The 24,669-nt window shown below is 45.0% G+C and carries 18 protein-coding genes and 5 pseudogenes; 15 read left to right on the top strand and 8 right to left on the bottom strand.

The genetic code is table 11. The features are described from left to right. Positions 1–458: 458 nt before the first annotated feature. On the bottom strand, positions 459–665 hold the full coding sequence (locus tag JZM30_RS11010; RefSeq protein ID WP_252318712.1) for a DNA polymerase III subunit theta: 207 nt from the start codon (positions 663–665) through the stop codon (positions 459–461). Between the two features lie 215 nt (positions 666–880). On the opposite strand from JZM30_RS11010, the gene JZM30_RS11005 reads away from it, so the two are divergent. Then, positions 881–1,099, top strand: coding sequence for a KTSC domain-containing protein (locus JZM30_RS11005; RefSeq protein WP_252318835.1), 219 nt, complete (start codon positions 881–883; stop codon positions 1,097–1,099). A 121-nt stretch (positions 1,100–1,220) separates the two neighbouring features. On the opposite strand, the gene JZM30_RS11000 is transcribed toward JZM30_RS11005, so the two are convergent. Next, the gene (locus tag JZM30_RS11000) at positions 1,221–2,024 is read right to left on the bottom strand and encodes a gluconate 5-dehydrogenase (RefSeq protein WP_252318711.1); all 804 of its coding nucleotides are present in this window, start codon (positions 2,022–2,024) and stop codon (positions 1,221–1,223) included. A 602-nt stretch (positions 2,025–2,626) separates the two neighbouring features. Here JZM30_RS11000 and lpxP point away from each other — a divergent pair. Further along, positions 2,627–3,542, top strand: a pseudogene (gene lpxP / locus JZM30_RS10995) (kdo(2)-lipid IV(A) palmitoleoyltransferase). Between the two features lie 265 nt (positions 3,543–3,807). Here lpxP and JZM30_RS10990 read toward each other — a convergent pair. Beyond that, positions 3,808–4,917, bottom strand: a complete 1,110-nt coding sequence (locus JZM30_RS10990; protein ID WP_252318710.1) for an SDR family oxidoreductase — start codon at positions 4,915–4,917, stop codon at positions 3,808–3,810. 454 nt (positions 4,918–5,371) lie between these two features. On the opposite strand from JZM30_RS10990, the gene JZM30_RS10985 reads away from it, so the two are divergent. Next, the gene (locus JZM30_RS10985; protein WP_252318709.1) at positions 5,372–5,710 is read left to right on the top strand and encodes a hypothetical protein; all 339 of its coding nucleotides are present in this window, start codon (positions 5,372–5,374) and stop codon (positions 5,708–5,710) included. A gap of 1,023 nt (positions 5,711–6,733) precedes the next feature. Here the strand turns inward: JZM30_RS10985 and JZM30_RS10980 are convergent. After that, positions 6,734–7,102, bottom strand: coding sequence for a hypothetical protein (locus JZM30_RS10980; protein ID WP_252318708.1), 369 nt, complete (start codon positions 7,100–7,102; stop codon positions 6,734–6,736). Positions 7,103–8,298: 1,196 nt separating this feature from the next. On the opposite strand from JZM30_RS10980, the gene JZM30_RS10975 reads away from it, so the two are divergent. The 3 genes from JZM30_RS10975 (at position 8,299) to JZM30_RS10965 (ending at position 10,135) form a co-directional block, all read left to right on the top strand. Further along, positions 8,299–8,772, top strand: coding sequence for a DUF3472 domain-containing protein (locus JZM30_RS10975; protein ID WP_252318707.1), 474 nt, complete (start codon positions 8,299–8,301; stop codon positions 8,770–8,772). Next, positions 8,735–9,325, top strand: a complete 591-nt coding sequence (locus JZM30_RS10970; protein WP_252318706.1) for a hypothetical protein — start codon at positions 8,735–8,737, stop codon at positions 9,323–9,325. The genes JZM30_RS10975 and JZM30_RS10970 overlap by 38 nt, the downstream gene beginning before the upstream one ends. 321 nt (positions 9,326–9,646) lie before the next feature. Further along, on the top strand, positions 9,647–10,135 hold the full coding sequence (locus JZM30_RS10965; protein ID WP_252318705.1) for a hypothetical protein: 489 nt from the start codon (positions 9,647–9,649) through the stop codon (positions 10,133–10,135). A 297-nt stretch (positions 10,136–10,432) separates the two neighbouring features. Here the strand turns inward: JZM30_RS10965 and JZM30_RS10960 are convergent, their stop codons facing one another. From JZM30_RS10960 to icd, 3 genes are all read right to left on the bottom strand, one after another. Further along, positions 10,433–10,777, bottom strand: a complete 345-nt coding sequence (locus JZM30_RS10960) for a hypothetical protein (protein ID WP_252318703.1) — start codon at positions 10,775–10,777, stop codon at positions 10,433–10,435. A 151-nt stretch (positions 10,778–10,928) separates the two neighbouring features. Continuing rightward, complete coding sequence (locus JZM30_RS10955; protein ID WP_252318702.1) at positions 10,929–11,315, bottom strand: hypothetical protein; 387 nt, start codon at positions 11,313–11,315, stop codon at positions 10,929–10,931. 740 nt (positions 11,316–12,055) lie between these two features. Next, positions 12,056–13,309 (bottom strand): NADP-dependent isocitrate dehydrogenase, encoded by a 1,254-nt coding sequence (gene icd, locus JZM30_RS10950; RefSeq protein WP_252318701.1) that lies wholly within the window; start codon positions 13,307–13,309, stop codon positions 12,056–12,058. Between the two features lie 131 nt (positions 13,310–13,440). Between icd and rluE the strand changes: the two are divergent. From rluE to JZM30_RS10905, 9 genes and pseudogenes are all read left to right on the top strand, one after another. Beyond that, positions 13,441–14,061 (top strand): annotated as a pseudogene (rluE, locus tag JZM30_RS10945) (23S rRNA pseudouridine(2457) synthase RluE). Beyond that, positions 14,054–14,521: pseudogene (locus tag JZM30_RS10940) on the top strand (NUDIX hydrolase). Before rluE ends, JZM30_RS10940 begins: the two co-directional pseudogenes overlap by 8 nt. 106 nt (positions 14,522–14,627) lie before the next feature. Further along, positions 14,628–15,734, top strand: coding sequence for a tRNA 2-thiouridine(34) synthase MnmA (gene mnmA, locus JZM30_RS10935; RefSeq protein WP_252318834.1), 1,107 nt, complete (start codon positions 14,628–14,630; stop codon positions 15,732–15,734). Positions 15,735–15,737: 3 nt separating this feature from the next. After that, positions 15,738–16,364 (top strand): high frequency lysogenization protein HflD, encoded by a 627-nt coding sequence (gene hflD / locus JZM30_RS10930; protein WP_252318700.1) that lies wholly within the window; start codon positions 15,738–15,740, stop codon positions 16,362–16,364. 148 nt (positions 16,365–16,512) lie between these two features. Beyond that, a complete protein-coding gene (gene purB / locus JZM30_RS10925; RefSeq protein WP_252318699.1) occupies positions 16,513–17,883 on the top strand; it encodes an adenylosuccinate lyase in 1,371 nt (456 codons plus the stop codon). Between the two features lie 219 nt (positions 17,884–18,102). After that, positions 18,103–18,783: a two-component system response regulator PhoP gene (gene phoP, locus JZM30_RS10920; RefSeq protein ID WP_252318698.1), complete on the top strand. Its 681-nt coding sequence runs from the start codon at positions 18,103–18,105 to the stop codon at positions 18,781–18,783. 2 nt (positions 18,784–18,785) lie between these two features. Then, entirely contained in the window at positions 18,786–20,243 is a 1,458-nt protein-coding gene (phoQ, locus tag JZM30_RS10915; protein WP_252318697.1) for a two-component system sensor histidine kinase PhoQ, read from the top strand. 97 nt (positions 20,244–20,340) lie between these two features. Next, positions 20,341–21,463: pseudogene (locus tag JZM30_RS10910) on the top strand (ribosomal protein uL16 3-hydroxylase). Positions 21,464–21,719: 256 nt separating this feature from the next. Beyond that, the gene (locus tag JZM30_RS10905) at positions 21,720–23,108 is read left to right on the top strand and encodes a hypothetical protein (protein ID WP_252318696.1); all 1,389 of its coding nucleotides are present in this window, start codon (positions 21,720–21,722) and stop codon (positions 23,106–23,108) included. Between the two features lie 77 nt (positions 23,109–23,185). On the opposite strand, the pseudogene pepT reads toward JZM30_RS10905, so the two are convergent. Further along, a pseudogene (gene pepT, locus JZM30_RS10900) lies at positions 23,186–24,410 on the bottom strand (peptidase T). Positions 24,411–24,669 lie beyond the last annotated feature (259 nt).

Genomic DNA, 24,669 nt, shown 5'->3' with positions numbered 1-24,669 from the left:
TTTAACACGCTGCGCCACTGTACCTATAAAGGTTTTTTTCCTATCAGCCGCAGTATGTAATGTTGGCCTGTCATTGATTTGCACTGCGGACTTTAGGTGATTCACCCACAATTTTGTGTTGTCAGAGGTGACATTCCACCCCGTTTTTGCACTACTATTCAGATGATTATTAACGTGATATTTCTGTCGTCGGATGCCCAAAAAACCATTTACGCTCATAGAATAACTCCTCCACTTATTGAGCGATAACGTTACTGACCCCGAATGCGATCAACTACTATTAAACGCCCAATTCAACGGTTATAGCGAAGACTCGCTGATGAAGATGATAATGTCTACGTTGCGGGAGGATAGCCTACAGGCAAACCACGAACCGCTTCATCCCTGAATGATATTTCCTGAGCAAATAGAGCGATATAAGGCATAAAGGAAAGCAGAGTGCCGCTGCAATCCTTACATCACTCAACCAGCGTTTGCGCTTTATAGATGCTCCGATAATGCGCTAACCGAGCTTCAAAATAGGCTCTTTTTTCCGGTGGGATTTTCTGGGCGATTGTTTCTGCGCATATTTTGCGCTTCTGGCTTTCCATAAAGGCGACTGTCGATGCAGCAAAATCTGCATACTTGTCACTGCATTCGAGAATCATCTTTTCAAAATTAATCATACCAACAGATCCTCCCTTGTGGTCAGCACCATGCTGTATTAAAAATACACAACAACCTGTGCAAAGCACGTTGTAAGCGACACAGAAAAACATTGCAGCAGATCACAAAGTGAGCAGTCAATTTTCCTATCACGCGATATGCAGGTAACGCTGGATGCCACGTTCCCAAATGCCGTATAGTTTGTTTTTGCTGACAGGTATAGAGGACATACGTGGTGTTGCGGCATTCAGTCACATCCTCCAGAATTCGCGCGATCGGTTACGATCCCGATAAACGCATATTGGAAATCACCTTTCATAACGGTGAGATTTATAAATACCAAGATGTTCCGGAAAGAATTTATAAAAAATACATTTCCGATGCAGTGGTTTCGAAAGTCCGGTTTTTCGATGGGGCGATAAAAGGGAAATTTTTATGCCGCCGATTGGCCTAGTCAGGCCGTAAGCGTTTTTTCAGTGACAAACATTCTGGGTAACAACAAGACAAACGGGAGCTAGGCTCCCGTTTGTTAGTTAACGCCGTTGCCCACCAGGCAGAGGCCTGGTAAACGACAATTACGGCTGCTTACAGATGTAAGCCAGGATACCGCCGTCAACGTACAGAATGTGACCATTCACGAAATCAGACGCGTTGGACGCCAGGAATACAGCAGGCCCTTTCAGATCGTCGGTCGTGCCCCAGCGTGCAGCGGGTGTTTTTGCGATGATGAACTGGTCGAACGGATGACAAGAACCATCAGCCTGAATTTCACGCAGCGGTGCAGTTTGCGGCGTAGCGATGTAGCCAGGGCCAATACTGTTACATTGAATGTTGGCTTCACCAAATTCAGAACAGATATTTTTGGTCAGCATTTTCAGGCCGCCTTTTGCTGCAGCATATCTAGCGACAGTTTCGCGACCCAGTTCGCTCATCATGGAACAGATGTTGATGATTTTGCCGTGACCTTTTTTGATCATCGACGGTAAAACAGCCTTGGAAACGATGAAAGGCTCGTTCAAGTCAACATCGATCACTTTACGGAAATCAGACACTTCCATTTCAAGCATCGGAGTGCGTTGAATGATACCGGCGTTGTTGACCAGAATATCAATCACACCCACTTCTTCTTCGATTTTTTTAACTGTTGCGTTTACCGCAGCTTCATCAGTTACGTCAAAGACATAACCGTGCGCTTTCAGACCAGCGTCTTTATAAGCGGCCAGGCCTTTTTCGATCGCATCTTGTTTGATATCGTTAAAAACGATTGTCGCCCCAGCTTCGCCCAATGCACTGGCAATGGCAAAACCGATACCGTAAGAAGCCCCTGTGACCAGAGCCACTTTACCTTCAAGAGAAAACTGCTGCTGATAATTACTCATTTAACCACTCCCATATCGATTTAGCGAAGAGATTAAGAGCGATATGATTCACATCATCGCATCTCTGTAATCGCCCCTTCATACTTCCGTCATCTGATACCGATCAACCAGAAGCGCGGCGCTTACTGTGAGGCTACTGCGTTAGAATAACGTGATCATATCCAGTCCTAGAGTCATAAAATACCACACGCCCCACAAAAAAGAAACATTGTTTCATTTTATAAGCAACGATATTTTGTGAAAAAGCTATGGAGATCAAATTTTATAGCGCGTTGTTCCACATGGCTGCCTCCCCTCACCCGATTACGCTACCTGACCTCGCCGGGCAGAACATAAATAAAATCAGAGCGCCTTCGTAAAGAACATGCAAATTGGCAAAATGACGAATGAAATCGCTGGATAACCTGAATGCCTTACCTCTATCATATAGCAAGTATGAATGAGGAGTGCGCCGTTTCCTGAAACCTTCAGGTCAGGCAGCTTGCTGGAGTGAGGACATCCCTCCAGGTATCAGGGTTTTCGTCCCAGTGTGCCGCTTACAGAAAGTCTGTTTCTTTATGCGATACATCCCTTTCTTTCTGTATAGTGCGTATAGGAATATCATGAGTTCGAGCGTTCGTTTTTGTCCTGCCTTTTTCCATCCTCGCTACTGGCTAACCTGGTTTGGTGTTACGGTACTTTTCCTCTTGGTCCAACTGCCCTACCCGCGCTGATTCGCCTGGGTGCACTATGTGGTCGGTTGTCGCGGCCTTTTCTTAAACGAAGAGAAACCATCGCGCGTAGGAATCTTAAACTCTGCTTCCCTACGTTAAACGACGAAGAACAAGAACGGCTTATTGCCAGTAACTTTGCGTCGCTGGGAATGGCGCTGGTCGAAACCGGGATTGCCTGGTTTTGGCCCAACGAGCGCATTCGTAAACTGTTCGACGTGCAAGGTTTACAAAATCTCCAACGCGCTCAAGAGAACAAACGCGGCGTGATGGTGGTTGGCGTGCATTTTATGTCGCTGGAGCTGGGTGGTCGTGCCATGGGCCAGTGCCAACCAATGATGGCGATGTATCGTCCACACAACAACCACTTGCTGGAGTGGGTGCAGACCAAAGGCAGAATGCGTTCCAATAAAGCGATGATTGATCGTCGAAATCTGAAGGCCATGGTCGCCGCTTTGCGTCAGGGAGAAGCCGTCTGGTTTGCTCCCGATCAAGATTACGGCCCGAAAGGCAGCGCCTTTGCGCCCTTCTTCGCGGTCAGCGATGTGGCAATGGAACTTACGTCCTTTCCCGTCTGTCCGGTGCAGCTATGCTGACTATCACGCTCATCAGGAAACCAGACCTTAGTGGGTATACGCTAATTATCGAGCCTGAACTGTTGGATTACCCGAAAAACGATGAATCTGCGGCAGCGACCTACATCAACAAGGTCATAGAACGCGAGATATTGCGCGCACCTGAGCAGTATCTCTGGGTTCACCGGCGCTTTAAAACGCGGCCGCAAGGCGAAAAATCACTGTATATCTAAATGATACTGCCAAGGAAATAAGGAGAAATACCAATGAGTAAAATCACAATGATAATGATTGTTGTGGCTATCGTTGTGGGCGCAGGCAGCTATCTGGGATGGTGGTAGCAGAAGAATCCGTAGACGGTACGAGCAAGCAGCTCTCGTTACCCTACGACACAATTCTCTGTCTTTAAACCAAAATCAGCCCAGAGGTAATCGCTGGGCTGATTTGAGTAACACTGATTAACAATGTATTTTTACATCTGAATGACTTGTCGTTATTTTATTTGAAATCGACCATCATCTGTTGCGGTATAGATAAATGACGAGTGCTACTTACACACAAATCAATATAATCAGTAAACTTAGGTGGTTTTGGCATACCTAAACTTAATAATTTATGATTATCAAACCGAACATTCAACTCGGCAAATTGACCATATAAATACATTGCTTTGAGCATAATCCGCTCATTGCAAGAACCAAAGATTTTTTTCAAGTCACGACGCATTGTTAATAAAACATCATAACTGACCTTAGCATATTTATCACCAACTGGTTTCCGCTGCATAGCATCAGCTATTGCATTATCAATTTCTTTGAACTGTACACAATGTTCGTCCCCTGCCGAGATATGAACAATCTCTCCATTAGGCAGATTTCTGTTAAGGAGCATGATGATGGCTCCAGCACAATAATCTACCGGAATCACATCAATGCGATCTTTCATGGAACACATGAATTTCTGTAACATCAATCCCATATTGAAAACCCAGAAAATGCTGCTGGGCGGTTTGCAACCGTGTTTGGTGTGACCAACAACGATGGAGGGACGCGCAAATAAAAGTGGCATTTCTGGGCAATGCTTACGCATTAGTTTTTCAACAATCAGTTTCGAGTGCGTATATTCAACAAAATGGTTCTTACTTTCAATAAAATGAGTGTCTTCAGAAACAAGTGTACTGGGCTCTGGCGTGCAAGACATTGCCGTACCCACATGCAGAAATCGCTGTAACCCCTTCACCTTAGCCATTCTTTTGGCTAGCGCGAGAGTACCATCAACGTTAACTTTCCAAATAATTGGGTTCTTACCAAATGACGCAATGGCAGCACACTTAATCACATGCGTTATGCTATCTAACCGAGGGTCCTCTAAATATAAATCTGGTTTACCAAGATCTCCCAATAATATATTATCCTCTGTTATTTTTGATAATTCACTCTCACTGATATTGAACTTTCGCATATTTTCACGAACATGCCTGACCGCATCACTATAAGAATCAGCGCGAACAAGAAGAAGTAAATCACAGCTAAGATTATTATTAATAATATTTTCCAGCGTAGCCCCACCAACAAACCCTGTAACCCCAGTGATCAATATTTTATTCATTTTTCTCGCAAACTCACTTTTTCTAAAAACACAAACAATGTACATGTACTACGTTAATTTAAAGGACAACACTATCCGCTTACAAAGTAGTAATACCATCATATGACTCTGGCTATCCCAGACTTCTTTACGTTTCTGTGAATACCAAGTAATGTATATAAACTCCATATATTGCTAAGGACCACACCTAAATCGACGTATCCTGCATACAAAGAATCTATTTAATCGTGTTCTTTAACACATTAATTAGCCCATGCTGGACCTAAGAATTGTTAGGCACCATAATTGCCCCTCTCTATATTGTCACCATAATCGATGATGGATGGAGATATTACAAGGCGTTATTAAACGAAGTTTCAATAAATACATCTTTGTTTAATCCTTGTGGATATCCAAAAAATGAACGGGTTGTGTTGTCAACTTGCTCAAGTGAAATTTAAAGCAAAAAATCGTTATGGATAGCTTACTTGGATTCGATGACGCTTATACTGGCATCCACGCAGAATGCACGACCAATGTCGTTCCCGACCTCATCGTGAAGGTGATTATCGGCAACAAAAAGCCTGTTTTCTGTACAGTGATGAGAATGGTTTTGGGGGAGTGTTTACGCGGAATTGGATTGCCGGGCTGGGATGGGTTGACCAGGTTAGGATTAGGGATCGCCTTCGGTAAAACGTTCTTTTTCGTCGTTGCTTTATCAGCTTTTGTGCAGATTGCCCAGCGCGAGGTTCGATGCAACGACGCGCGGACTGGTCATTCAATCCATGCTTTTCACACCATTACTGCGCCATGATGCCTGTTTCGGAGTTTCCGCCAAGAAGGCAGCCTGCAATGTTTTCGAATTGTGCTTTGTCATAACGTCCTACTGAGTCCACTTCGGGGAAGTGACTGGGAATCTCACTGCACTTCGGTTGAGGTGTAACACGCTGTGTGGTTAAGCTTATGGCCTTAACCTCTTTTTCAATGTGCTGATCGGTGATTTATGTCATGGGATTACCTTTTGTTGAGATGAAAGAAAGCCCCAGTAGGCGCTGAGACTACACTGGTAACAATCTGATGATGGGATAACTATTTACTTGCGGGAAGATTAAGAAGTAGCTCATCGGCTACCGATACCCAACCCATATCACACCCTTCTGTCAGCTAATTTGCATATGTATTATCACAGACACTTCTCCTTCCGACCCAGCATTACCGTTCCATAAGTTTTATGGCGTGAAGCATCGCCGGTATAAAGGCGATTAGAAATGACAGTGAGAAAATAAAAAAATTAGAAAGCTCAACATATGCAACAGTCAAATAATTCGTCAATAGAGTGCTAACAAGGAGATGCTGAATTCCTGAAAATAAAGCGAACAAAATGACAAAAACAGAAACACTGAATAAAAGAAATATGGAAAACTGTGTGTATGTCATCTTGTTATAACGAGAAAAAGCATTTTTAAAATTTCTGAAATAAGCAAACATATCCATACCCACATGTTTCCAATAGATTAAATTATCATCAATATCATTACCTTGCTACAACTCCTTGTACCCGACCTGATTGAATCTCACGTATGTCAGCCAATTGCCTGAGCGCTTTATCTAGCATCGTTAATAACGGATCAATCCAATAAACTGCCTGTCCATACGTCAATCGGCAGTTGGTGGCAGTGTCACCAGCACGGGTTGCGTCAGCTCCGCTGGCAGTGGGATGCATTGCGTTGGTACGTAAACGGTGCGCGAACTCTAGCAACCAGCCAGCCACATCATCAGGCACGCACTGGCGGCCAGCCTGAACACGTTTGATGATGGTACGGTAAACAATATGCTTTTAATCTGATTGAGCCTTAATGTTAATGGCGTATTCGTTGGCCTGTTTGGCGATTTCGTTGTAGCGATGAAATTGCAGTGCCTGGCCTGCAATAATCGCTTGCTGCCCTGTGCTGATATCTTCCGACTGCTTCTTATCCCGCTGTGCGACATCCGTATCCCATCGCAATCCCTGTACGTACCACCCAGCACTAAACGCAGCAGCCAACGCACCTCCTAGTAGCAGTACTTTCATTTTCGCAATTAACATAGTTCCTCTATTAAAAAGTAAAGGCATTGATAAGGTTGAGTAACCCAGATTTTCACGTGGTGCGATCGAAACAGGCCATTGATAAATATTCATTTGGATATCAATTTGATACGCAGGCAAAGGGCTCCCTCTTTTTCACGTCACACAATCCCCTCTTCAAGAAGTTTATTGTCTGCCTAAATCCAACAAGGTAACTGATTACAAGCAGCAATATATGATTCCCTAACCAGCAAACTATACATCGTAGATTACAGGAACTTAGAGCAACCAACGTTAAACACAAAGCTTCCTATGCCATCGCCCCTTGCGGTATCTGCTTCCCCAATTTGTATTCAACGTTCAGCTCAATACAGTTCTGCGTATCTAATAGGTCTTCCGCAAACCACTGCGCCTACACTCCCACCCAATGCGGTGTAGGAAACACCCTTTGTAATAGTTGACATACATATGCAGCCCCTCCAGCACTGCCGTGGCGCTATATGAGATTTGCGGGAATTAGAAAAAGCCGCAGAGCGTACCATGCGGCTTAAGGACTGACCGATAAAAAACCGGAGCAGGTTTTAAGACATACTCCGGTATAAGCGCTTATTTCCATTTTAATTTGAGTTATTAATGAAATAACTGTTATATTTTCCCTTGATAAGTTGTTCTATGGCTATGGTCATTTGGTTAGCTCTTTAGTTTATAAATTGTAGATCGATAGTATTGCGGTAATCATCCAATCCAAAATTATAAAACCCTCTAACAAAATTTAAAAGAACATGACTTGCATTGTACCAATTCTTTATAAAGACAATTCACTCTATCCTAAATGTGTTTTTCACATATGGATTAATTATTTTTCGGTGAGTCACATAAAAAACAAATATCTTAATAAGAACCGTAGTTTCGGCTGGCAATATTTCATGATAGTATAAAATATATTTTCTCTTTCAAAAATCAATTAATGAGATTTTACGTAAAGTTCAAGAGAGCAATAATTTTTTGAGAAAAATGATCGCAAAAACAAATCAATACCAGCGTTTAAGAAATTAGCACATCACCAAAATCAATAGAAAGGCAGTGGTACAATGTAAATCATTACAATGCAAGATGGATAATTCTTATTTATCAGAAAATCGATCATTTATTGATTTTAATATTATCATACATAACATACAGAAACCTTTGTAGTTATATATGAATGAACACCCCATCAATCATAATTCACAATAAGATGATTTAATTAACAAAGCCGAAAAATGAAAGTATTAGAATCATTGTTTTTTATAAATTCAACCCCGCAATAAACCAACGTTAATTAAGGAGTAATACACATGAAGTATAGCATTAGAAAAATGTCATTAGCGCCCATCCTTTTTTTGATAAGTCAGTCAAGTTATGCTGTTCTCGCCGGTGGGATTGTTGCAGTAGAACATACATGGCCCACAAATGCAGAATTTAATAAATTATCTTTCTTCCAAAAGATAAGCACAGATGGAGGAAGAGATTCCAATTACTACTGGGCAAATCAGTTTTATTTTAAGCGAGGAGATTCCGGATATATTGGTTTACAAAATAGAGGAAAAGGAATTCATGCTTTTAATTACTCCATTTGGAATGCAAAAGGGTGGAAAACCGGTAATTGTGGTTACTTCAACCATGAAGGTTCAGGAGTACAATGCCAGATAATCGTGCCATGGAAAACTGGGCATCAATACAAATTAGATGTTTCAAAAAAAAGGGAGTCTGGTTACAGGAGTTATCACAGATATGATGGATGGTACAGCGATAACTGTTGGTGTTATTGAAGTTCCAGAAACATTTGGCAAGCTATACTCATCTTCAGGTTTTGTTGAAGAGTATTCGCAAGGGGATGATCAACTTTCTTCCTGTTATGTGATGGGAACCCAGAGCTCAACTTTTTTAAATCCAATAGGAGACGATACAACGACAGCACGACAGAGTACTAATACCTATGGAAACTGTAATGATCTTTATGTCGTTCAAGCAGCATGCAATGACCAAGCTTGCATTAATAACGTAAGCGATCTTGGAGCTATTGCCTCTCCTTATGCACCAACAGTAGCGATTGTTAATAACAACGATTTAACTGCCAAGTCTATTTCTAATGAATTAAGCAAGGCCAATCTGGTTGTTATTCACTCCATGGATGGTGCTTGGGCACCTAATGTTTATTTCCCATCCCCTAGAACGTTCAAATGGAAATCAATATTTGTGAATCACAACGCTACTAATGGTTCATATTTTCAAATAAATGGCGCTGCTAAAAAAATAGACAAAGGAGGGCTAGATATGTATATTTCAGATGGTAACCGTTGGAATATTATCAACCCAAGATAAAAATTAAAATAACAATCCAGGTAATATTTTACATGAGCATTCAAAAAAATAACATTAACTAAACAACATCGAAATAAACCAAAGGTTTTTCATGATTATTATTACTATTAGACACATTTACATTTATAAAGGCCAGAGTTGTTTAACAAGCCTATTTAATTTAATCCACTTTTAACCCAAAGTATTGCTTTGGTCTTGATTTTCATAAAAGATATTATGTTTATATGCATATGAAAAACAAACAATGTATATATAAAAATTTTTCACAACATCACCAAGGTTAAAAACCTTCCATAATTAAAAAAGGCAAAGGAGTTATATATGAGTACATTAAAAAATTTTAAAATACCAGGAACCTTACCAAAAGATTCACCGCATGAACTTTGGAATCTTCAGCGTCAACTTGACAAGTACGCACAGAGTATTTTTGGCCCTAGAAATTCAAAGAAGAAACTATTGGCACCAGAATTTAACACTGATCCAGCAGAAGGCCCCCATGTTTCTAATACGATTGATTTGGATGGTGGGTATGCTAGCTTAAGCACCGTTGCATCGACTTCTTGGTATGCAACGGTATATGAATTAGCTCATGAAACTATCCATCTCTTAGATCCGCGCCCTGCTCCACCTTTTGTCAAGGGTTCTAACTGGTTTGAAGAGGGTATCGCCGTTGAGTTTGCTTTGCATTGTACAGAAATCGTTTTCGGCGAACGCCCTGCTATTAACTCACCGACCTACGAGACAGCGTGGAATCTCACAAAAAAATTGTTGAAGCAAAATTTTTCAATGACTGTAAGAATATCCGTCTAGAATGTGGTCACTTTGCTGACGCAAGTTTTCATGTGATAAAGAAACATGCCCCAAAATGCGATAGTCGCGTCATTATCGAGTTAATCAAGCGCTTCGACAACACTCCTATACAAAACGTATAAATCTACCTAACGTTAAATATAAACACATGCTTCATAATAATCGTTGCTTATGCAACGCTTTATTTCCCTTGCCACCTAAAGATATTTTTTCTCCTAAAACTTTTGGACTCCAAAAATCTTTTGTATACGGATATCCAACCTTTTCAGCCAAACCTCTTTCTGTTTTTTCAGTTTACTATACATCGCTTTCATCTCGATCTGTAAGCACTCCAAGCTGACCTATTGGCAAGACAAGTAACGAATCAGCTACCCCCACAATCGAGTCAGGCACCGAAATATCGCCACCCAGCCCCATTGTGTATGCAATGGCCCTGTCCGCATCATTGGTGTGCAAACTCCATTTACCACGGCGTATCGCCTCCGTCTGGCGAATACAACCAATCACCGTCACTTCGGCCTGCTTGATTCCGTAACGTTTAACCAACTTGTTATCATTGACGGCTTCAATAACATCCTGATAACCGTTTGCAGGATCGGATAATTGTGGAAATACAGTTCCGGGCCACCGAATGCGGTGCAATCTACTTCATACAGGCGCACGCGATCGCCCGGCTCCAGTTTTTGGGAGTCGGTATCTAATGACATATTTTTATCTCTGAAATAAAAAAGCCCAGCATTGAAGCTGAGCTCTTTTTAAAAAAGGACTACGGATTTAATTTATCGAGCGTATCTTACATAGCATTTTTTGCATTATTATTTTTGAGCTGTGCTTTATTAACCTGCCCCATTGCCATTTGGGTCTCTATCCACATATCAGCCCAAACTCTCACATCATTATCTTGCTTACCTATCGTAAAAAGAATTTTCTGCACTGGTGTTGTTGAATGAGAATTACCTATCATTGCCTGAACAAGAATACCTGCAGCATCCGTTCTCTCTTCACCACAAGTCACAGACGAGTCCTTAGAATCATAGACCATCATTCCATTTCGATTGCAGAACCCAACCAATGCATCTTTTACTGATTCTTTTGTTTTATTTTTATAAATCCCTTCTGGCTTTCCTGATTGTGTTACTTTTTTAGGGGTGGTTGTGTAGCACAACCATTTAAAAAACAAATTGCCAATAGCAAAAAAATATCTTTTTCATGTTGTTATCCCTAAGTAGTCACTTAGAAAACATCCTAGCACCAGCAACTGAAAGGGTCTACGGTGAATGCTTAAATATAACAAGACATAAAATTCGAATGTTACTTATAAAAGAGTGTTGTTGTATTAAGGTGAAAAATCCTGTTCAAACGTTGCAGAAACTCTTCCTTGTGTTTTGCTAATTGACGCAAACCTTATCGAGTCTGCGACAGATAAATACAGTCCCATTTCACCGTGCGGTGGCATCGGAGAAAATCGCAGATTGCTATCGCTACTTAAACCTTTCCACAATAAGAATACGGAAAACTGATATTCACACTGTTTAGCCCTTCTCCTGACACCTTATCCATCACCAAACTGCACTTTTCGTACGGTTTCGGTATACTCGATTTCAGGCCGGTAACCTATTGGCGTTGCCCATGAAAATTTCTCTATCATCTTCTGCGCCCCGTTATGGCTCGTGTCCATCCGCCACCATGGCCTGTTTCTTTGGCAAGGAGCACCTTGAAACGCTAATCAACAAATTGCCCAATATCCTTTCCAACCTGCTCATATCCTGCTGGATTTTTAGTTGAACCACCTGCAGGGTTTCACGAACCTCAATTTTCAAATGCTCGACAATAGCGCGTGCCGTTTTGGGGAAAGGTTTTTAGCGCAAAAAATAAGGGGCCGGAACTGGCCCCCATTATTAACCCACGCTTAATAGCGGATTACATGTTATCTATAATGTCCTGAGCAAACTCGCTACATTTCCGCAGCTTAGCACCTTCCAGCTGACGTTCGAAATCGTAGGTCACGGTCTTGTTCTTGATCGCCCCTTCCATACCCTTAACAATCAGGTCGGCCGCTTCGAACCAGTGCATGTGACGCAGCATCATTTCCGCGGAAAGAATCACTGAACCGGGATTCACTTTATCCTGACCGGCATATTTCGGCGCTGTACCGTGCGTCGCTTCGAAAAGCGCGCATTCATCACCAATGTTGGCACCGGGCGCGATACCGATACCGCCGACCTGAGCAGCCAACGCATCAGAAATGTAGTCACCGTTAAGGTTCATACAAGCGATAACGTCGTACTCCGCTGGACGCAGCAGAATCTGTTGCAGGAACGCATCGGTAATCACATCTTTGATGATAATGTCTTTGCCGCTGTTCGGGTTCTTGATTTTAACCCACGGTCCACCGTCGATCAGCTCACCGCCGAATTCGTCGCGTGCCAGTTGGTAGCCCCAGTCCTTAAACGCGCCTTCGGTGAATTTCATGATGTTGCCCTTGTGAACCAACGTCACAGATTCACGATCGTTGACGATGGCGTACTCAATGGCGGCACGCACCAGACGCTTTGTACCCTCTTCAGAGCATGGCTTGATACCAATACCGCACTGTTGCGGGAAGCGGATCTTGCTCACACCAATCTCGTCACGCAGGAATTTGATTACTTTGTCTGCTTCAGCGGTACCGGCTTTCCACTCGATACCCGCATAAATGTCTTCGGAGTTTTCACGGAAGATCACCATGTCAGTCAGCTCAGGCTGTTTAACCGGGCTTGGTGTACCTTCATAATAACGAACCGGGCGCAGGCAAATATAGAGATCCAGTTGTTGACGCAAAGCAACGTTCAGAGAACGGATACCGCCGCCGACAGGCGTAGTCAATGGACCTTTGATAGCGACACGGTAATCACGAATCAAATCCAGCGTCTCTTCCGGCAACCAGACGTCGCTGCCATACACTTGGGTGGATTTTTCACCGGTGTAGATCTCCATCCATGAGATAGCGCGTTTGCCGTCATAAGCTTTTTTCACTGCGGCATTAACAACATTGATCATCGCAGGAGTCACATCCACGCCGATACCGTCGCCTTCGATAAAGGGGGTGATCGGATTATTAGGAACGTTCAGCTTACCTTGGGCATCAACAGTGATTTTTTGCCCGTCTGTTGGTACAACTACTTTGCTTTCCATTAACCTCTCCTTCGAGCGCAGTTTTGTTAATGATTTGTAAGATGCGCGTCAATACTACTTGAATATTTTGCCCGCGCCAATCGCAAACCATTTCGAGTATAATGCCTTTGTAGCTCTCGGCTATAAAGATGATGAATAAATTCTCGGTTAAAAATCACAACCTTAAGCGATTCAGCTCGCAAACTTCGCGTAAACGCGCGGTTTCCACTGCGCCGCGCCGTTCTGTTCAACAAACCTTTTGACGTGCTTCCGCAGTTTACCGATGAAGCAGGCCGCACCACCCTGAAAGACTATATCCCTTTCCCAGATATTTATGCCGCAGGACGGTTGGATCGTGATAGCGAGGGTCTAATGATTCTCACTAATGACGGAAAACTGCAAGCCCGACTCACTCAACCGGAAAAAAAACCGCGAAAATCTATTATGTTCAGGTAGAAGGCACCCCGACAGAGACAGATTTGCAGCAATTTCGTAGTGGCTTGCAGTTTAAAGATGGCAAGACATTGCCTGCAGGCGCAGAAATTGTTGCTCCCCCGGAGTGGCTATGGGCACGCGTGCCACCAATTCGCGAAAGAAAAACCGTTTCAGACAGTTGACTAAAAATCTCGCTGTATGAGGGGCGAAACCGTCAGGTTCGTCGCATGACAGCGCACATAGGCTACCCAACCCTACGCTTAATACGCTACGGTATGGCCAATCAGACACTGGATCATTTATCGCCTGGCACCTGTAGAGAGATTCTCGATGTTTAAACCGCATGTTACCGTGGCCTGTGTGGTACAGGCTGAAAGCCATTTTTTAATCGTTGAAGAAGAGATTCGCGGTAAAGCAACCTGGAACCAGCCCGCAGGGCACCTTGAGGCTAACGAAACATTGATACAGGCGGCTCGACGTGAACTGTGGGAAGAAACCGGCATCAATGCAGCACCGCAGGCTTTTTTACGTCTTCACCAATGAATTGCCCCCGACCAAACCACGTTTCTGCGTTTTTGCTTCGCCATTGATCTCCCTGCAAGACTTCCAACCACCCCACATGACAGCGATATCAGTTGCTGTCACTGGCTCAGCGCCGAGGAAATTCTGCATTCCACACAGCTGCGATCGCCGCTGGTGGCAGAAAGTATTCGCTGCTATCAGACGACAGAACGCTACCCCCTCAGCTTGCTGGGAGCCTTTAACTGGCCTTTTGAAATGCCCAATGCGCAGGATTAGCCATGCAGCCCGGGCAACATCATGATAAAATATGTCGCTTGTTTTTCATGCTGACGCGTTGAAGTCCTTTGAGCTGCGCGTCAACACTTCAGTTCGTGAGACGCCGATGTCAGATAACAGCCAGAAAAAAATCATTGTCGGGATGTCCGGCGGTGTCGATTCTTCCGTTTCCGCCTACCTGTTACAGCAACAGGGCTATCAGGTTGAAGGCCTGTTCATGAAGAACTGGGAGGAAGACGATGACACAGAGTATTGCTCTACCGCCACCGATCTGGCCGATGCACAAGCCGTATGCGACAAATTGGGCATTGTGCTGCACACCGTCAATTTTGCTGCGGAATATTGGGATAATGTTTTTGAACATTTTCTGGCGGAATACCGAGCAGGCCGCACACCCAACCCTGATATCCTGTGTAACAAAGAGATAAAATTCAAAGCGTTTTTGGAGTTTGCCGCTGAAGATCTCGGGGCCGACCATATCGCTACCGGCCACTATGTTCGCCGCCATGACAGCGGCTGTGCCACGCGTTTGTTGCGCGGAAAAGACCGCAACAAAGATCAAAGTTATTTCCTTTACACACTTAGCCACCAGCAAATTTCACAAAGCCTGTTCCCGGTGGGAGAACTGGAAAAACCTGAAGTGCGTTGTATCGCAGAACACCTTGGTCTGGCAACCGCGCAAAAGAAAGATTCCACCGGTATCTGTTTTATCGGTGAACGCAAATTCCGAGATTTTCTGGCGCGCTACTTGCCTGCACAGCCGGGACCTATCCTGTCTGTCGATGACGGCAAACCCATGGGGCAGCATCAGGGCTTGATGTACCACACTCTGGGACAGCGCAAAGGACTAGGCATCGGCGGTGTCAAAGAGGGCAGCGAAGATCCCTGGTATGTGGTTGATAAAGACGTCGCGAATAATATTCTGTATGTTGCGCAAGGACACAATCATCCACGCCTGATGTCACAGGGACTTATCGCGCAACAGCTGCATTGGGTCGATCGCCAACCGCGCCTTGAACCTTTCCGCTGTGTCGTGAAAACGCGATATCGCCAGGAAGATATTCCCTGTACGGTAACCCCGCTGGATAGCGAACGCATCAGCGTTCGTTTTGATGCACCGGTTGCTGCCGTCACACCGGGTCAATCTGCGGCGTTTTATCAGGGAGAGGTTTGTCTTGGCGGTGGCATTATCGAAGAACGAGTACAGGAGTAGCCTGTGGCTAAAAATTATCAGGACATCACGCTGGCTCTGGCGGGCGTTTGCCAATCTTCCCATCTGGTTCAACAACTGGCGCACCATGGTCACTGCGATAATGACGTACTGCAAACCTCACTCAACAGCCTGTTGGATATGAATCCCGGCTCTACCGTGGCAGTATTCGGTGGCGATGAGCGTAACGTAAAGGTCGGATTGGAAACCTTGCTGGGAATTTTAAACAGCAGCGCCAAGGGCGTAGGCGCAGAATTATCCCGCTATGCCTTTAGTTTGATTGCCCTTGAGCGCAAGTTAAGCGGTAATAGCGCAGCGCTCGACGAATTGGGTAACCGTATCAGCCAACTATCACGCCAACTCGAACATTTTGAGCTGATGTCAGAGACGATTATCAGTGCTCTGGCTGGCATTTATGTCGATGTCATCAGCGCACTGGGCCCACGAATTCAGGTAACCGGTTCCCCGGAAGTGCTGAAAAATGCACAAGTGCAGGCCAAAGTGCGCGCCGCGCTGCTGGCGGGTATCCGTGCGGCTGTGCTGTGGCAACAGGTCGGCGGTGGACGTTTGCAGCTGATGTTTTCTCGTGCTCGTTTGGTAAAAAAAGCCAAACAGATTCTGGCCCGTTGCTAATCCATGGGCGGCCGCTTGCGACATAAATAAACGGCGCTGAGGCCACCCATGCATCATCACAACGCCTAAACGTTGCTGATGCTATCGTTTTTAATTTATGTGTTGTTAAACCTATACTTTGATAAATACACCCCAGGAGTTGCTTGCGATGGAATTATCCTCACTGACCGCCGTGTCCCCGATTGATGGTCGCTACGGTGATAAAGTCAGCACGTTACGCGCTATTTTCAGTGAATTTGGTTTACTGAAATTTCGTGTGCAGGTTGAAGTCCGCTGGCTGCAAAAATTGGCAGCCTGTGCAGAAATCAAGGAAGTTCCTGCATTTGACGCCGACGCAAACGCTTTCCTTGATAAAATTGTCGCAGAATTCAATGAAACTGACGCCGCGCGTATCAAAACCATCGAACGCACGACCAATCATGATGTTAAAGCGGTCGAGTATTTTCTGAAGGAAAAAGTCGCTGCGGTCCCAAGCCTGCATGCGGTCAATGAATTTATCCATTTCGCCTGTACGTCAGAAGATATTAACAACCTATCTCACGCCTTGATGCTGGATTGCGCACGCCGTGATGTCATTCTGCCGTTCTGGCGTCAAATTATTGATGTCCTTAAAACGTTGGCACAGCAGTATCGCGACATTCCCCTGCTCTGCCGCACTCACGGCCAGCCCGCAACACCATCGACCATCGGCAAAGAGTTTGCTAATGTGGTTTACCGCATGGAACGCCAATATCGCCAACTGCAACAGGTCGAAATTCTTGGCAAAATCAATGGCGCAGTGGGTAACTACAACGCCCATTTGGCCGCTTATCCTACGATGGACTGGCACACATTCAGCGAAAGCTTCGTCACCTCGCTGGGTATTCAGTGGAATCCCTACACCACACAGATTGAACCGCACGACTACATCGCGGAACTGTTTGACTGCGTAGCCCGCTTCAATACCATTCTGATCGATTTCGATCGGGATATCTGGGGTTATATCGCACTGAATCACTTCAAGCAGAAAACCATCGCTGGTGAAATTGGTTCTTCCACAATGCCGCACAAGGTGAACCCTATCGACTTCGAAAACTCCGAAGGCAATCTGGGACTGGCCAATGCCGTACTGAGCCATTTGGCAACCAAATTGCCGGTGTCGCGCTGGCAGCGTGATTTGACCGATTCCACCGTACTTCGTAATTTAGGTGTGGGTATCGGTTATGCGTTAATCGCTTATCAAGCGACACTGAAGGGCATCAGCAAACTGGAAGTGAACCGCGACCGTCTGCTGGATGAACTGGACAACAACTGGGAAGTTCTGGCAGAACCTATCCAAACGGTCATGCGCCGTTATGGTATTGAGAAGCCTTACGAGAAACTGAAAGAACTGACACGTGGAAAACGCGTTGACGGTGCAGGCATCCAGGCATTTATTGACGACCTAGAACTGCCTGAAGAAGAAAAAACACGCCTAAAATCTATGACGCCGTCAACCTACATTGGTCACGCGGTGACGCTGGTAGACACGTTAAAATAACGTGTAAGTACGGGTGGGGGGGAACCGCCCCCCGTACCTACTTTGCGATTGATTATTGATTCGCGTTAGGTTTTTTCTCCATTACCTCGACGTTTGTTTACATTTAGTTTACTGCGATTGTGGATAATTCACATCGCCACCGCCAATGCTCAATTCTGCTTTTTTTGTTAGAATTAGGAGGCATAGCCCGGATCGTCTAGTTCAATGAAGGATAAAGTCATGCGCGTACTGGTTGTTGAAGATAATGTGTTGCTGCGCCATCACCTCACCGTTCAGATGAAAGAAATGGGCCATCAGGTTGATGCGGCTGCCGATGCTAAAGAAGCAGATTATTTCCTGCATGAACATGCCCCTGATATCGCTATTCTGGACTTGGGATTGCCCGTTGAAGATGGTATGACGCTGATTCGCCGTTGGCGCAATCAGCAAGTGAAGCTGCCCATTCTGGTGCTGACAGCACTAGAAAGTTGGCAGGATAAAGTCGCCGTACTTGAAGCCGGTGCTGATGACTATGTAACGAAACCCTTTCATCTTGAGGAAGTCGTTGCCAGAATGCAGGCGCTGATGCGACGTAACAGCGGCCTGGCTTCACAGTTAATCAGTTTACCGCCGTTCGAAATTGATCTGTCGCGTCGTGAATTAATGGTGGCGGGTACGCCGATTAAGCTCACGGCATTTGAATACACGATTATTGAAACGCTGATTCGTAACAACGGTAAGGTGGTCAGCAAGGAGTCACTAATGCTGCAACTTTATCCTGATGTAGAATTGCGTGAAAGCCACACTATTGATGTATTGATGGGACGTCTGCGCAAAAAATTGCAACTGGTGTATTATGCCGACATCATCACTACCGTACGAGGCCAAGGCTATCGTTTTGATTTGGTCGCCTCTTCATAGCTATGCGTGTAATTGTAAAAAGACTGCCATTCTCCTTACGTGTCCGTTTTCTGCTTGCTGCTGTCGCTATAGTGCTGGCCCTGTCGTTGTCTTATGGGGCCGTCGCTATTATTGGCTATAGCGTAAGTTTCGATAAAACGTCATTCCGTTCGCTGCGCGGTGAAAGCAACCTGTTTTACCGTCTGGCGCAGTGGAAGGACCATCAGCTTAGCGTCACCATGCCGTCTGACATGGATATAAGCTATCCCACGCTGGTGCTGATTTACGATCAGGACGGCAAAATTCTCTGGCGCGAACGTGAAGTACCGGAACTTGAAGCGCTGATCAAACCCGAGTGGCTGACAAAAACTGATTACCACGAACTTGATACCAACACCCAGACCAGCAGCGCGGTACTCAAAGGCGATGCTCAGGTCCTCAGTAAGCTGACCCGCTTTAGCTGCAAGGTTGAAGAAACACCGTTTACCCACTCCATCGCCGTCAATACCTACCCGGCCACAGAAAGTCTGCCTGCGCTGACCATTGTCGTGATTGATAAAATCCCCCAGGAACTGCAACAGGCAGATATGGTCTGGGAGTGGTTTAGCTATGTTTTTATCGCCAATTTACTGCTGGTACTGCCTTTGCTCTGGCTCGCCGCCCACTGGAGCTTGCACCCGATCAAGACGCTGGCGGAACAGGTTGCCGATTTGGAAAATGGCACCCGTGAACAGCTTGATGAGAATCCACCACGCGAGCTTTATAGCCTGGTACGCAACCTCAATATTCTGCTCAACAACGAACGTAAGCGTTATCAAAAATACCGCACGGCGCTAACTGATCTAACGCATAGCCTAAAAACGCCTCTTGCCGTGCTTCAAACCACATTACGTGCGCTGCGCACGGATAAAGAAGTACATATCGAGCAGGTAGAACCGGTGATGCTGGCGCAAATCAGTCGTATCTCACAACAGATAGGCTACTACCTGCATCGCGCGAGTATGCGTTATGAACACAACCTGCTGCTGCGTGAAGTGCACTCCGTTCCGGCATTGCTTGATGGCCTGTGCTCCGCACTGAACAAAGTGTATCAACGTAAAGGCGTCGTCATCACATTGGATATTTCCCCGGAATTGACCTTTGTCGGCGAGAAAAACGACTTTATGGAAGTGCTGGGTAACGTGCTCGACAACGCCTGCAAATACAGCCTTGAGTTTGTTGAAGTAAGCGCACAGTATTCGGACCATCGCCTGCATTTACTGATCGACGATGATGGCCCCGGCATACTACGCAGCCAACGTGAAATGATTTTCCAACGTGGTCAACGAGCGGATACGCTGCGCCCCGGTCAGGGTATTGGACTCTCTGTCGCGCTGGATATTATCGAGCAATACGAAGGGGAAATTATCATCACCGACAGTGTCCTTGGTGGTGCCCGCGTTGAAACCATTTTTGGCCGCCAGCATCCACATCCTGATTAACCTCGGCCTTGTTGTCATCACACAACCGCTCTGTGCTGCAACTCCGACGCTGAAATGGTTATACTCTTACAGCCCCCCCTTTGTTGGAACACATGGTATGGATTATCAACTGAATCTCGATTGGCCATCTTTCATGGCGAATTACTGGCAAAAACGCCCTGTGGTGATCAAACAGGGTTTTACCGATTTCATCGATCCCATATCGCCCGATGAACTTGCCGGGCTGGCAATGGAAAACGAAGTTGACAGCCGTTTAGTCAGCCACGATGCAGGTAAATGGCACGTCAGCCACGGTCCTTTCGACAACTTTGACCATTTAGGTGAACACAACCGGTCCTTGCTGGTACAGGCCGTCGACCATTGGCATGACGCCTCAGCGGCACTGATGCGCCCGTTTCGTCATATTCCCGACTGGCGTACCGATGATTTGATGATCTCATTCTCTGTACCGGGCGGCGGCGTAGGGCCGCATATCGACCAATATGACGTCTTCATCATTCAGGGAACCGGTCAGCGCCGCTGGTGCGTCGGGGAAAAGATCCCCATGAAGCAGTACTGCCCTCACCCGGATCTTCTCCAGGTTGATCCGTTCGAGCCGATTATTGATGAGCTGATGTCTCCAGGCGATATTCTCTATATTCCGCCTGGCTTTCCCCATGAAGGCTATTCATTGGAGAATGCGCTCAACTATTCGGTCGGCTTTCGTTCGCCTAACGGGCGCGAACTGGTCAGTGGCTTTGCCGATTATGTACTGGCTCGTGAATTGGGGAGCTATCGTTATAGCGATCCCGATATCCCTGAACGTGAACATCCGGCCACGGTATTGCCACAAGAGCTGGATGCACTGCAAAAAATGATGCTGGATCTGGTGCAGCGACCGGAACACTTCCAGCGCAGGTTTGGTGAATTTATTACGCAATCACGTCATGAGCTGGATATCGCGCCGCCGGAGCCGCCGTATCAACCCGGTGAAGTTTACGAATTACTTCAGCAAGGGACTGCTTTACGCCGGTTAAAACGGATTACGCGTGCTCTGCGTGGCAGAGCAGTGCTTTGTCAACGGTGAGTGCCTCGAGACCCCACACCATAGCGCTGCACTCGCCCTGTCAGAACAGTTTACGTTTGAAGGCAGTGTGTTGGGTGAAGCATTGGAAGATCCTTCCTTCCTGGCAAAATTGACGGTGTTCATTAACAGCGGCTATTGGTTTTTTATGGATTAAATAATACTTTTATCCTCAGTTGATACCGGTCATTTTTAATGACCGGTATCGACATAAACCTCACATTTCTCCCATCAACAACACGTTTATTACTACTGTATCAACATCTAACTGAAATTCACCTATAAAAATAAAAAAGTCCTTAAAGCTGTAATATACCTACCGCAATACAAGGTGAACAGTGTATTCATCATCACTCTTACAACCTTATAATAAAATAACCAATTTAGCTTTATTTATAACTGAAGGGAGCGTTATGAGTAATTCAATGCATATCACATCAGGTACGGACCATGTCGCCCAGTACATTCAAAACCATGTAAGCGGGAATGTGGCGCTAACGCCTTCTTGCCTAAATTGCTTCTTGGCCAAAATCATAGATATCATCACCCTCGGCTTTTTTAAAAAAAACAAGGATGATGATTACAAAAAATTCACCACAGGCTTTACGTCTAATCTATTACATGAGATCCAAAAAACACACAATAGAAATAACTCCTATCATATTCCACATCATATTGAATTTGAGTATTTAAACAACAAGATCATTTTCGAAAGCAATGATAAAAACACCAAAGAAAAACAAATGACAACACTCATTGTTACAACGCAACAGGGAGAGACGTCTTGGAAAACGATCAGTACTGAAGCTTTTTCACAATTTTGCAGAATACATTTAGCCATTGAGCGTAACATTTTAACTGAAGATGAAATCAGCTTCACTCCTGAAGGTAAGCCTGATTCAAGCAAAATGGATGCTGCGGCGGAATCATTACTTTCCTACATTCTTTTAGATGCAGTTTCTTTAGAAGTTAAATTGCAAAATGACGCCCCTAAACCTGTCCAACCCGGCAGTACTCAGTATTCAATACCGCCTGGTGAAAACGGTCACCCCGCGCAATCTCCCACCTTACACCAAAACACATCCTTTCTTTATCGTCAGTTGTCGAGAAAGACATCTGACGATGACAGTACGATAAATCAAGGAGGCAAGCCCTTAAGAAAAACAGTCTATACTCCAAAACAAAAATATCTGGAAGATACGATTAACAAAATAGTCGAGAAATTGAAGAACTGTTATAGTAAAGACAGTGCTCAAAAAAGAAGTACTGAATGTGATGGATTATTCAGGATATTAGGTAATAAAATCGAAAATGACGCTGCATTAGTTAATATTGATGAATGCTCTCTCAATATTGATAAAACACATAGAGATACTTTGGTTTATGTTCTAAAGCATAGTTTTTCAAAAATTAACCCAATTAATGAAAACGTACTATCACAAATGATGAAAAAACCAAACAAAGCCGCCGAAATTCTCTATGAAAGAATCGACACAATGGAACCCAAGGAGAAAAAACTCTTTTCAATTATCCTGGAGTTTTATTCTGATGCTTATCAGAGCGCGGACGATAGCACAACGTCAATGTTCAATAAAACACAATTGCTTGTTGCTGCTTTCCGGCTCACTCTATTACCCAAGCTTTATGACTGCATTAAAGAGACCCCAACGGATCTATCTTTCATTAAAGAAAGGAACAGCGTTGGTGATCATATAGTATCAAGCATTCTTACTTCATTTTCTTATGCGCATGGTTCCGTGCAATTGAAAACGAACCATCAGGAATGCGTAAACTCGATGTAATAAAGCTTGTTGTGATAGCTAAACATGATGCTGGGCATTCTTCCCAGCATCAAAGCAACATTCCCTATTTAATGGCGTTATAACGCTTTTGCACGCAATGCCGTCAACTCAGCAATGCGCATAATCACCGACACGGCCTTTTCCATGCCTTCCAGCGTGATAAATTCATGTTTACCATGAAAGTTATAGCCGCCGGTAAACAGATTAGGGCAAGGCAACCCCTGGAAGGAAAGGTGAGCGCCATCCGTGCCACCACGAATAGGCTTGAGACAAGGTTCAATATCGCAATCCCGCATCGCTTGCTGTGCCAACTGATCACGTGCGGATGCTGTTCAACCTGTTCACGCATATTGTAGTAGGTGTCGGTAATGGTCACCTCTATGTAGCAATCTGGTGGCAGCCCAAGCCCCACTTTTTCAGCAATATCAAACAGCATCTTTTTACGCAGTTCAAAACCGTGCTTTTCGAAGTTACGCACAATATAGTGCATTTCAGCACGTTCTACCGTGCCTTTCATACTGTGCAGATGATAGAAACCTTGATAACCGTCAGTCTGCTCCGGCACTTCCTGCGCGGGTACTTCCTGATGGTAACGCGCGGCCAACGCTAACGCGTTGACCATAACCCCTTTGGCACTACCGGGATGGACGTTGTTACCCACAATCTTGATGCCAACGGATGCCGCGTTGAAGTTTTCAATATTCGAGTTCACCCACACCACCGCCATCGACGGTATAAGCCCACTGCGCGCCAAAGGCAGCAACGTCAAAGAATTGCGCACCTTTACCAATTTCTTCATCAGGGGTGAACGCAATGCGCACCGTACCATGTGGCGTTTGCTGGTGTTTAAGCCGTACCATCGCCGTAATAATTTCCGCAATACCGGCTTTATCGTCAGCACCCAGCAAGGTTTTGCCATCCGTCGTGATGAGGGTGTTACCCAGCAGTTGATGCAGCACCGGGAACATCACGGGCGACAAGATTTCATCCCCGATACCGAGTGCAATATCGCCACCGCGGTAATCTTCCAGGATCTGAGGGTTCACATTCTTCCCACTGTAATCCGGCGAGGTATCCATATGAGAAATAAAACCGATGGTAGGCACTTGCCATGCCACATTAGAGGCTAGTGTCGCCATGACACAGCCATGCTCGCTCAGGGTAACCTGATATTATCAGTTCCTGCTGCAAGGCGCACGCCAACTTGAGTTGACCCTCCGTGCTCGGCACATGCCTTACGTCCGGCTTAGACTGCGTATCAAAAGTGACATAATTTAAAAAACGATCGAGTAATTTTTCCATATTTCAGCCCCCTGAACCCTGATGGATATTATGCTGATGGCTTTCCCGGCAAATATTGCGTCAGGTCAGTTTTTACCATCTTAGCCACCGAATGCATCAAAACCGCCTTTTGCGGACGGACAAATCATTGGATTCATAAAACCAGGGCGTTACGCTGCTATTTTGTTCGCGCCACGGTCGCATTTTTTAACGTCAACAGCACATAATAATTACAACTTCTTATCTCAGCGCTCATGGGGTACACCGGAATCGCTAATCT

The organism is Candidatus Symbiopectobacterium endolongispinus, from assembly GCF_018777385.1.
Classification (GTDB): domain Bacteria; phylum Pseudomonadota; class Gammaproteobacteria; order Enterobacterales; family Enterobacteriaceae; genus Symbiopectobacterium; species Symbiopectobacterium endolongispinus.
Note: the sequence above shows the minus strand (reverse complement) of the source record. Positions and strands in the feature narration are given on the sequence as shown.

Excerpts from the sequence above, each read along its gene's own strand:
- JZM30_RS11010 (WP_252318712.1), bottom strand. The coding sequence starts at position 665 with ATGATTAATTTTGAAAAGATGATTCTCGAATGCAGTGACAAGTATGCA.
- JZM30_RS11000 (WP_252318711.1), bottom strand. The coding sequence starts at position 2,024 with ATGAGTAATTATCAGCAGCAGTTTTCTCTTGAAGGTAAAGTGGCTCTG.
- JZM30_RS10990 (WP_252318710.1), bottom strand. The coding sequence starts at position 4,917 with ATGAATAAAATATTGATCACTGGGGTTACAGGGTTTGTTGGTGGGGCT.
- JZM30_RS10985 (WP_252318709.1), top strand. The coding sequence starts at position 5,372 with ATGGATAGCTTACTTGGATTCGATGACGCTTATACTGGCATCCACGCA.
- JZM30_RS10975 (WP_252318707.1), top strand. The coding sequence starts at position 8,299 with ATGAAGTATAGCATTAGAAAAATGTCATTAGCGCCCATCCTTTTTTTG.
- JZM30_RS10970 (WP_252318706.1), top strand. The coding sequence starts at position 8,735 with ATGATGGATGGTACAGCGATAACTGTTGGTGTTATTGAAGTTCCAGAA.
- JZM30_RS10965 (WP_252318705.1), top strand. The coding sequence starts at position 9,647 with ATGAGTACATTAAAAAATTTTAAAATACCAGGAACCTTACCAAAAGAT.
- icd (WP_252318701.1), bottom strand. The coding sequence starts at position 13,309 with ATGGAAAGCAAAGTAGTTGTACCAACAGACGGGCAAAAAATCACTGTT.
- mnmA (WP_252318834.1), top strand. The coding sequence starts at position 14,628 with ATGTCAGATAACAGCCAGAAAAAAATCATTGTCGGGATGTCCGGCGGT.
- purB (WP_252318699.1), top strand. The coding sequence starts at position 16,513 with ATGGAATTATCCTCACTGACCGCCGTGTCCCCGATTGATGGTCGCTAC.
- phoP (WP_252318698.1), top strand. The coding sequence starts at position 18,103 with ATGCGCGTACTGGTTGTTGAAGATAATGTGTTGCTGCGCCATCACCTC.
- phoQ (WP_252318697.1), top strand. The coding sequence starts at position 18,786 with ATGCGTGTAATTGTAAAAAGACTGCCATTCTCCTTACGTGTCCGTTTT.
- JZM30_RS10905 (WP_252318696.1), top strand. The coding sequence starts at position 21,720 with ATGAGTAATTCAATGCATATCACATCAGGTACGGACCATGTCGCCCAG.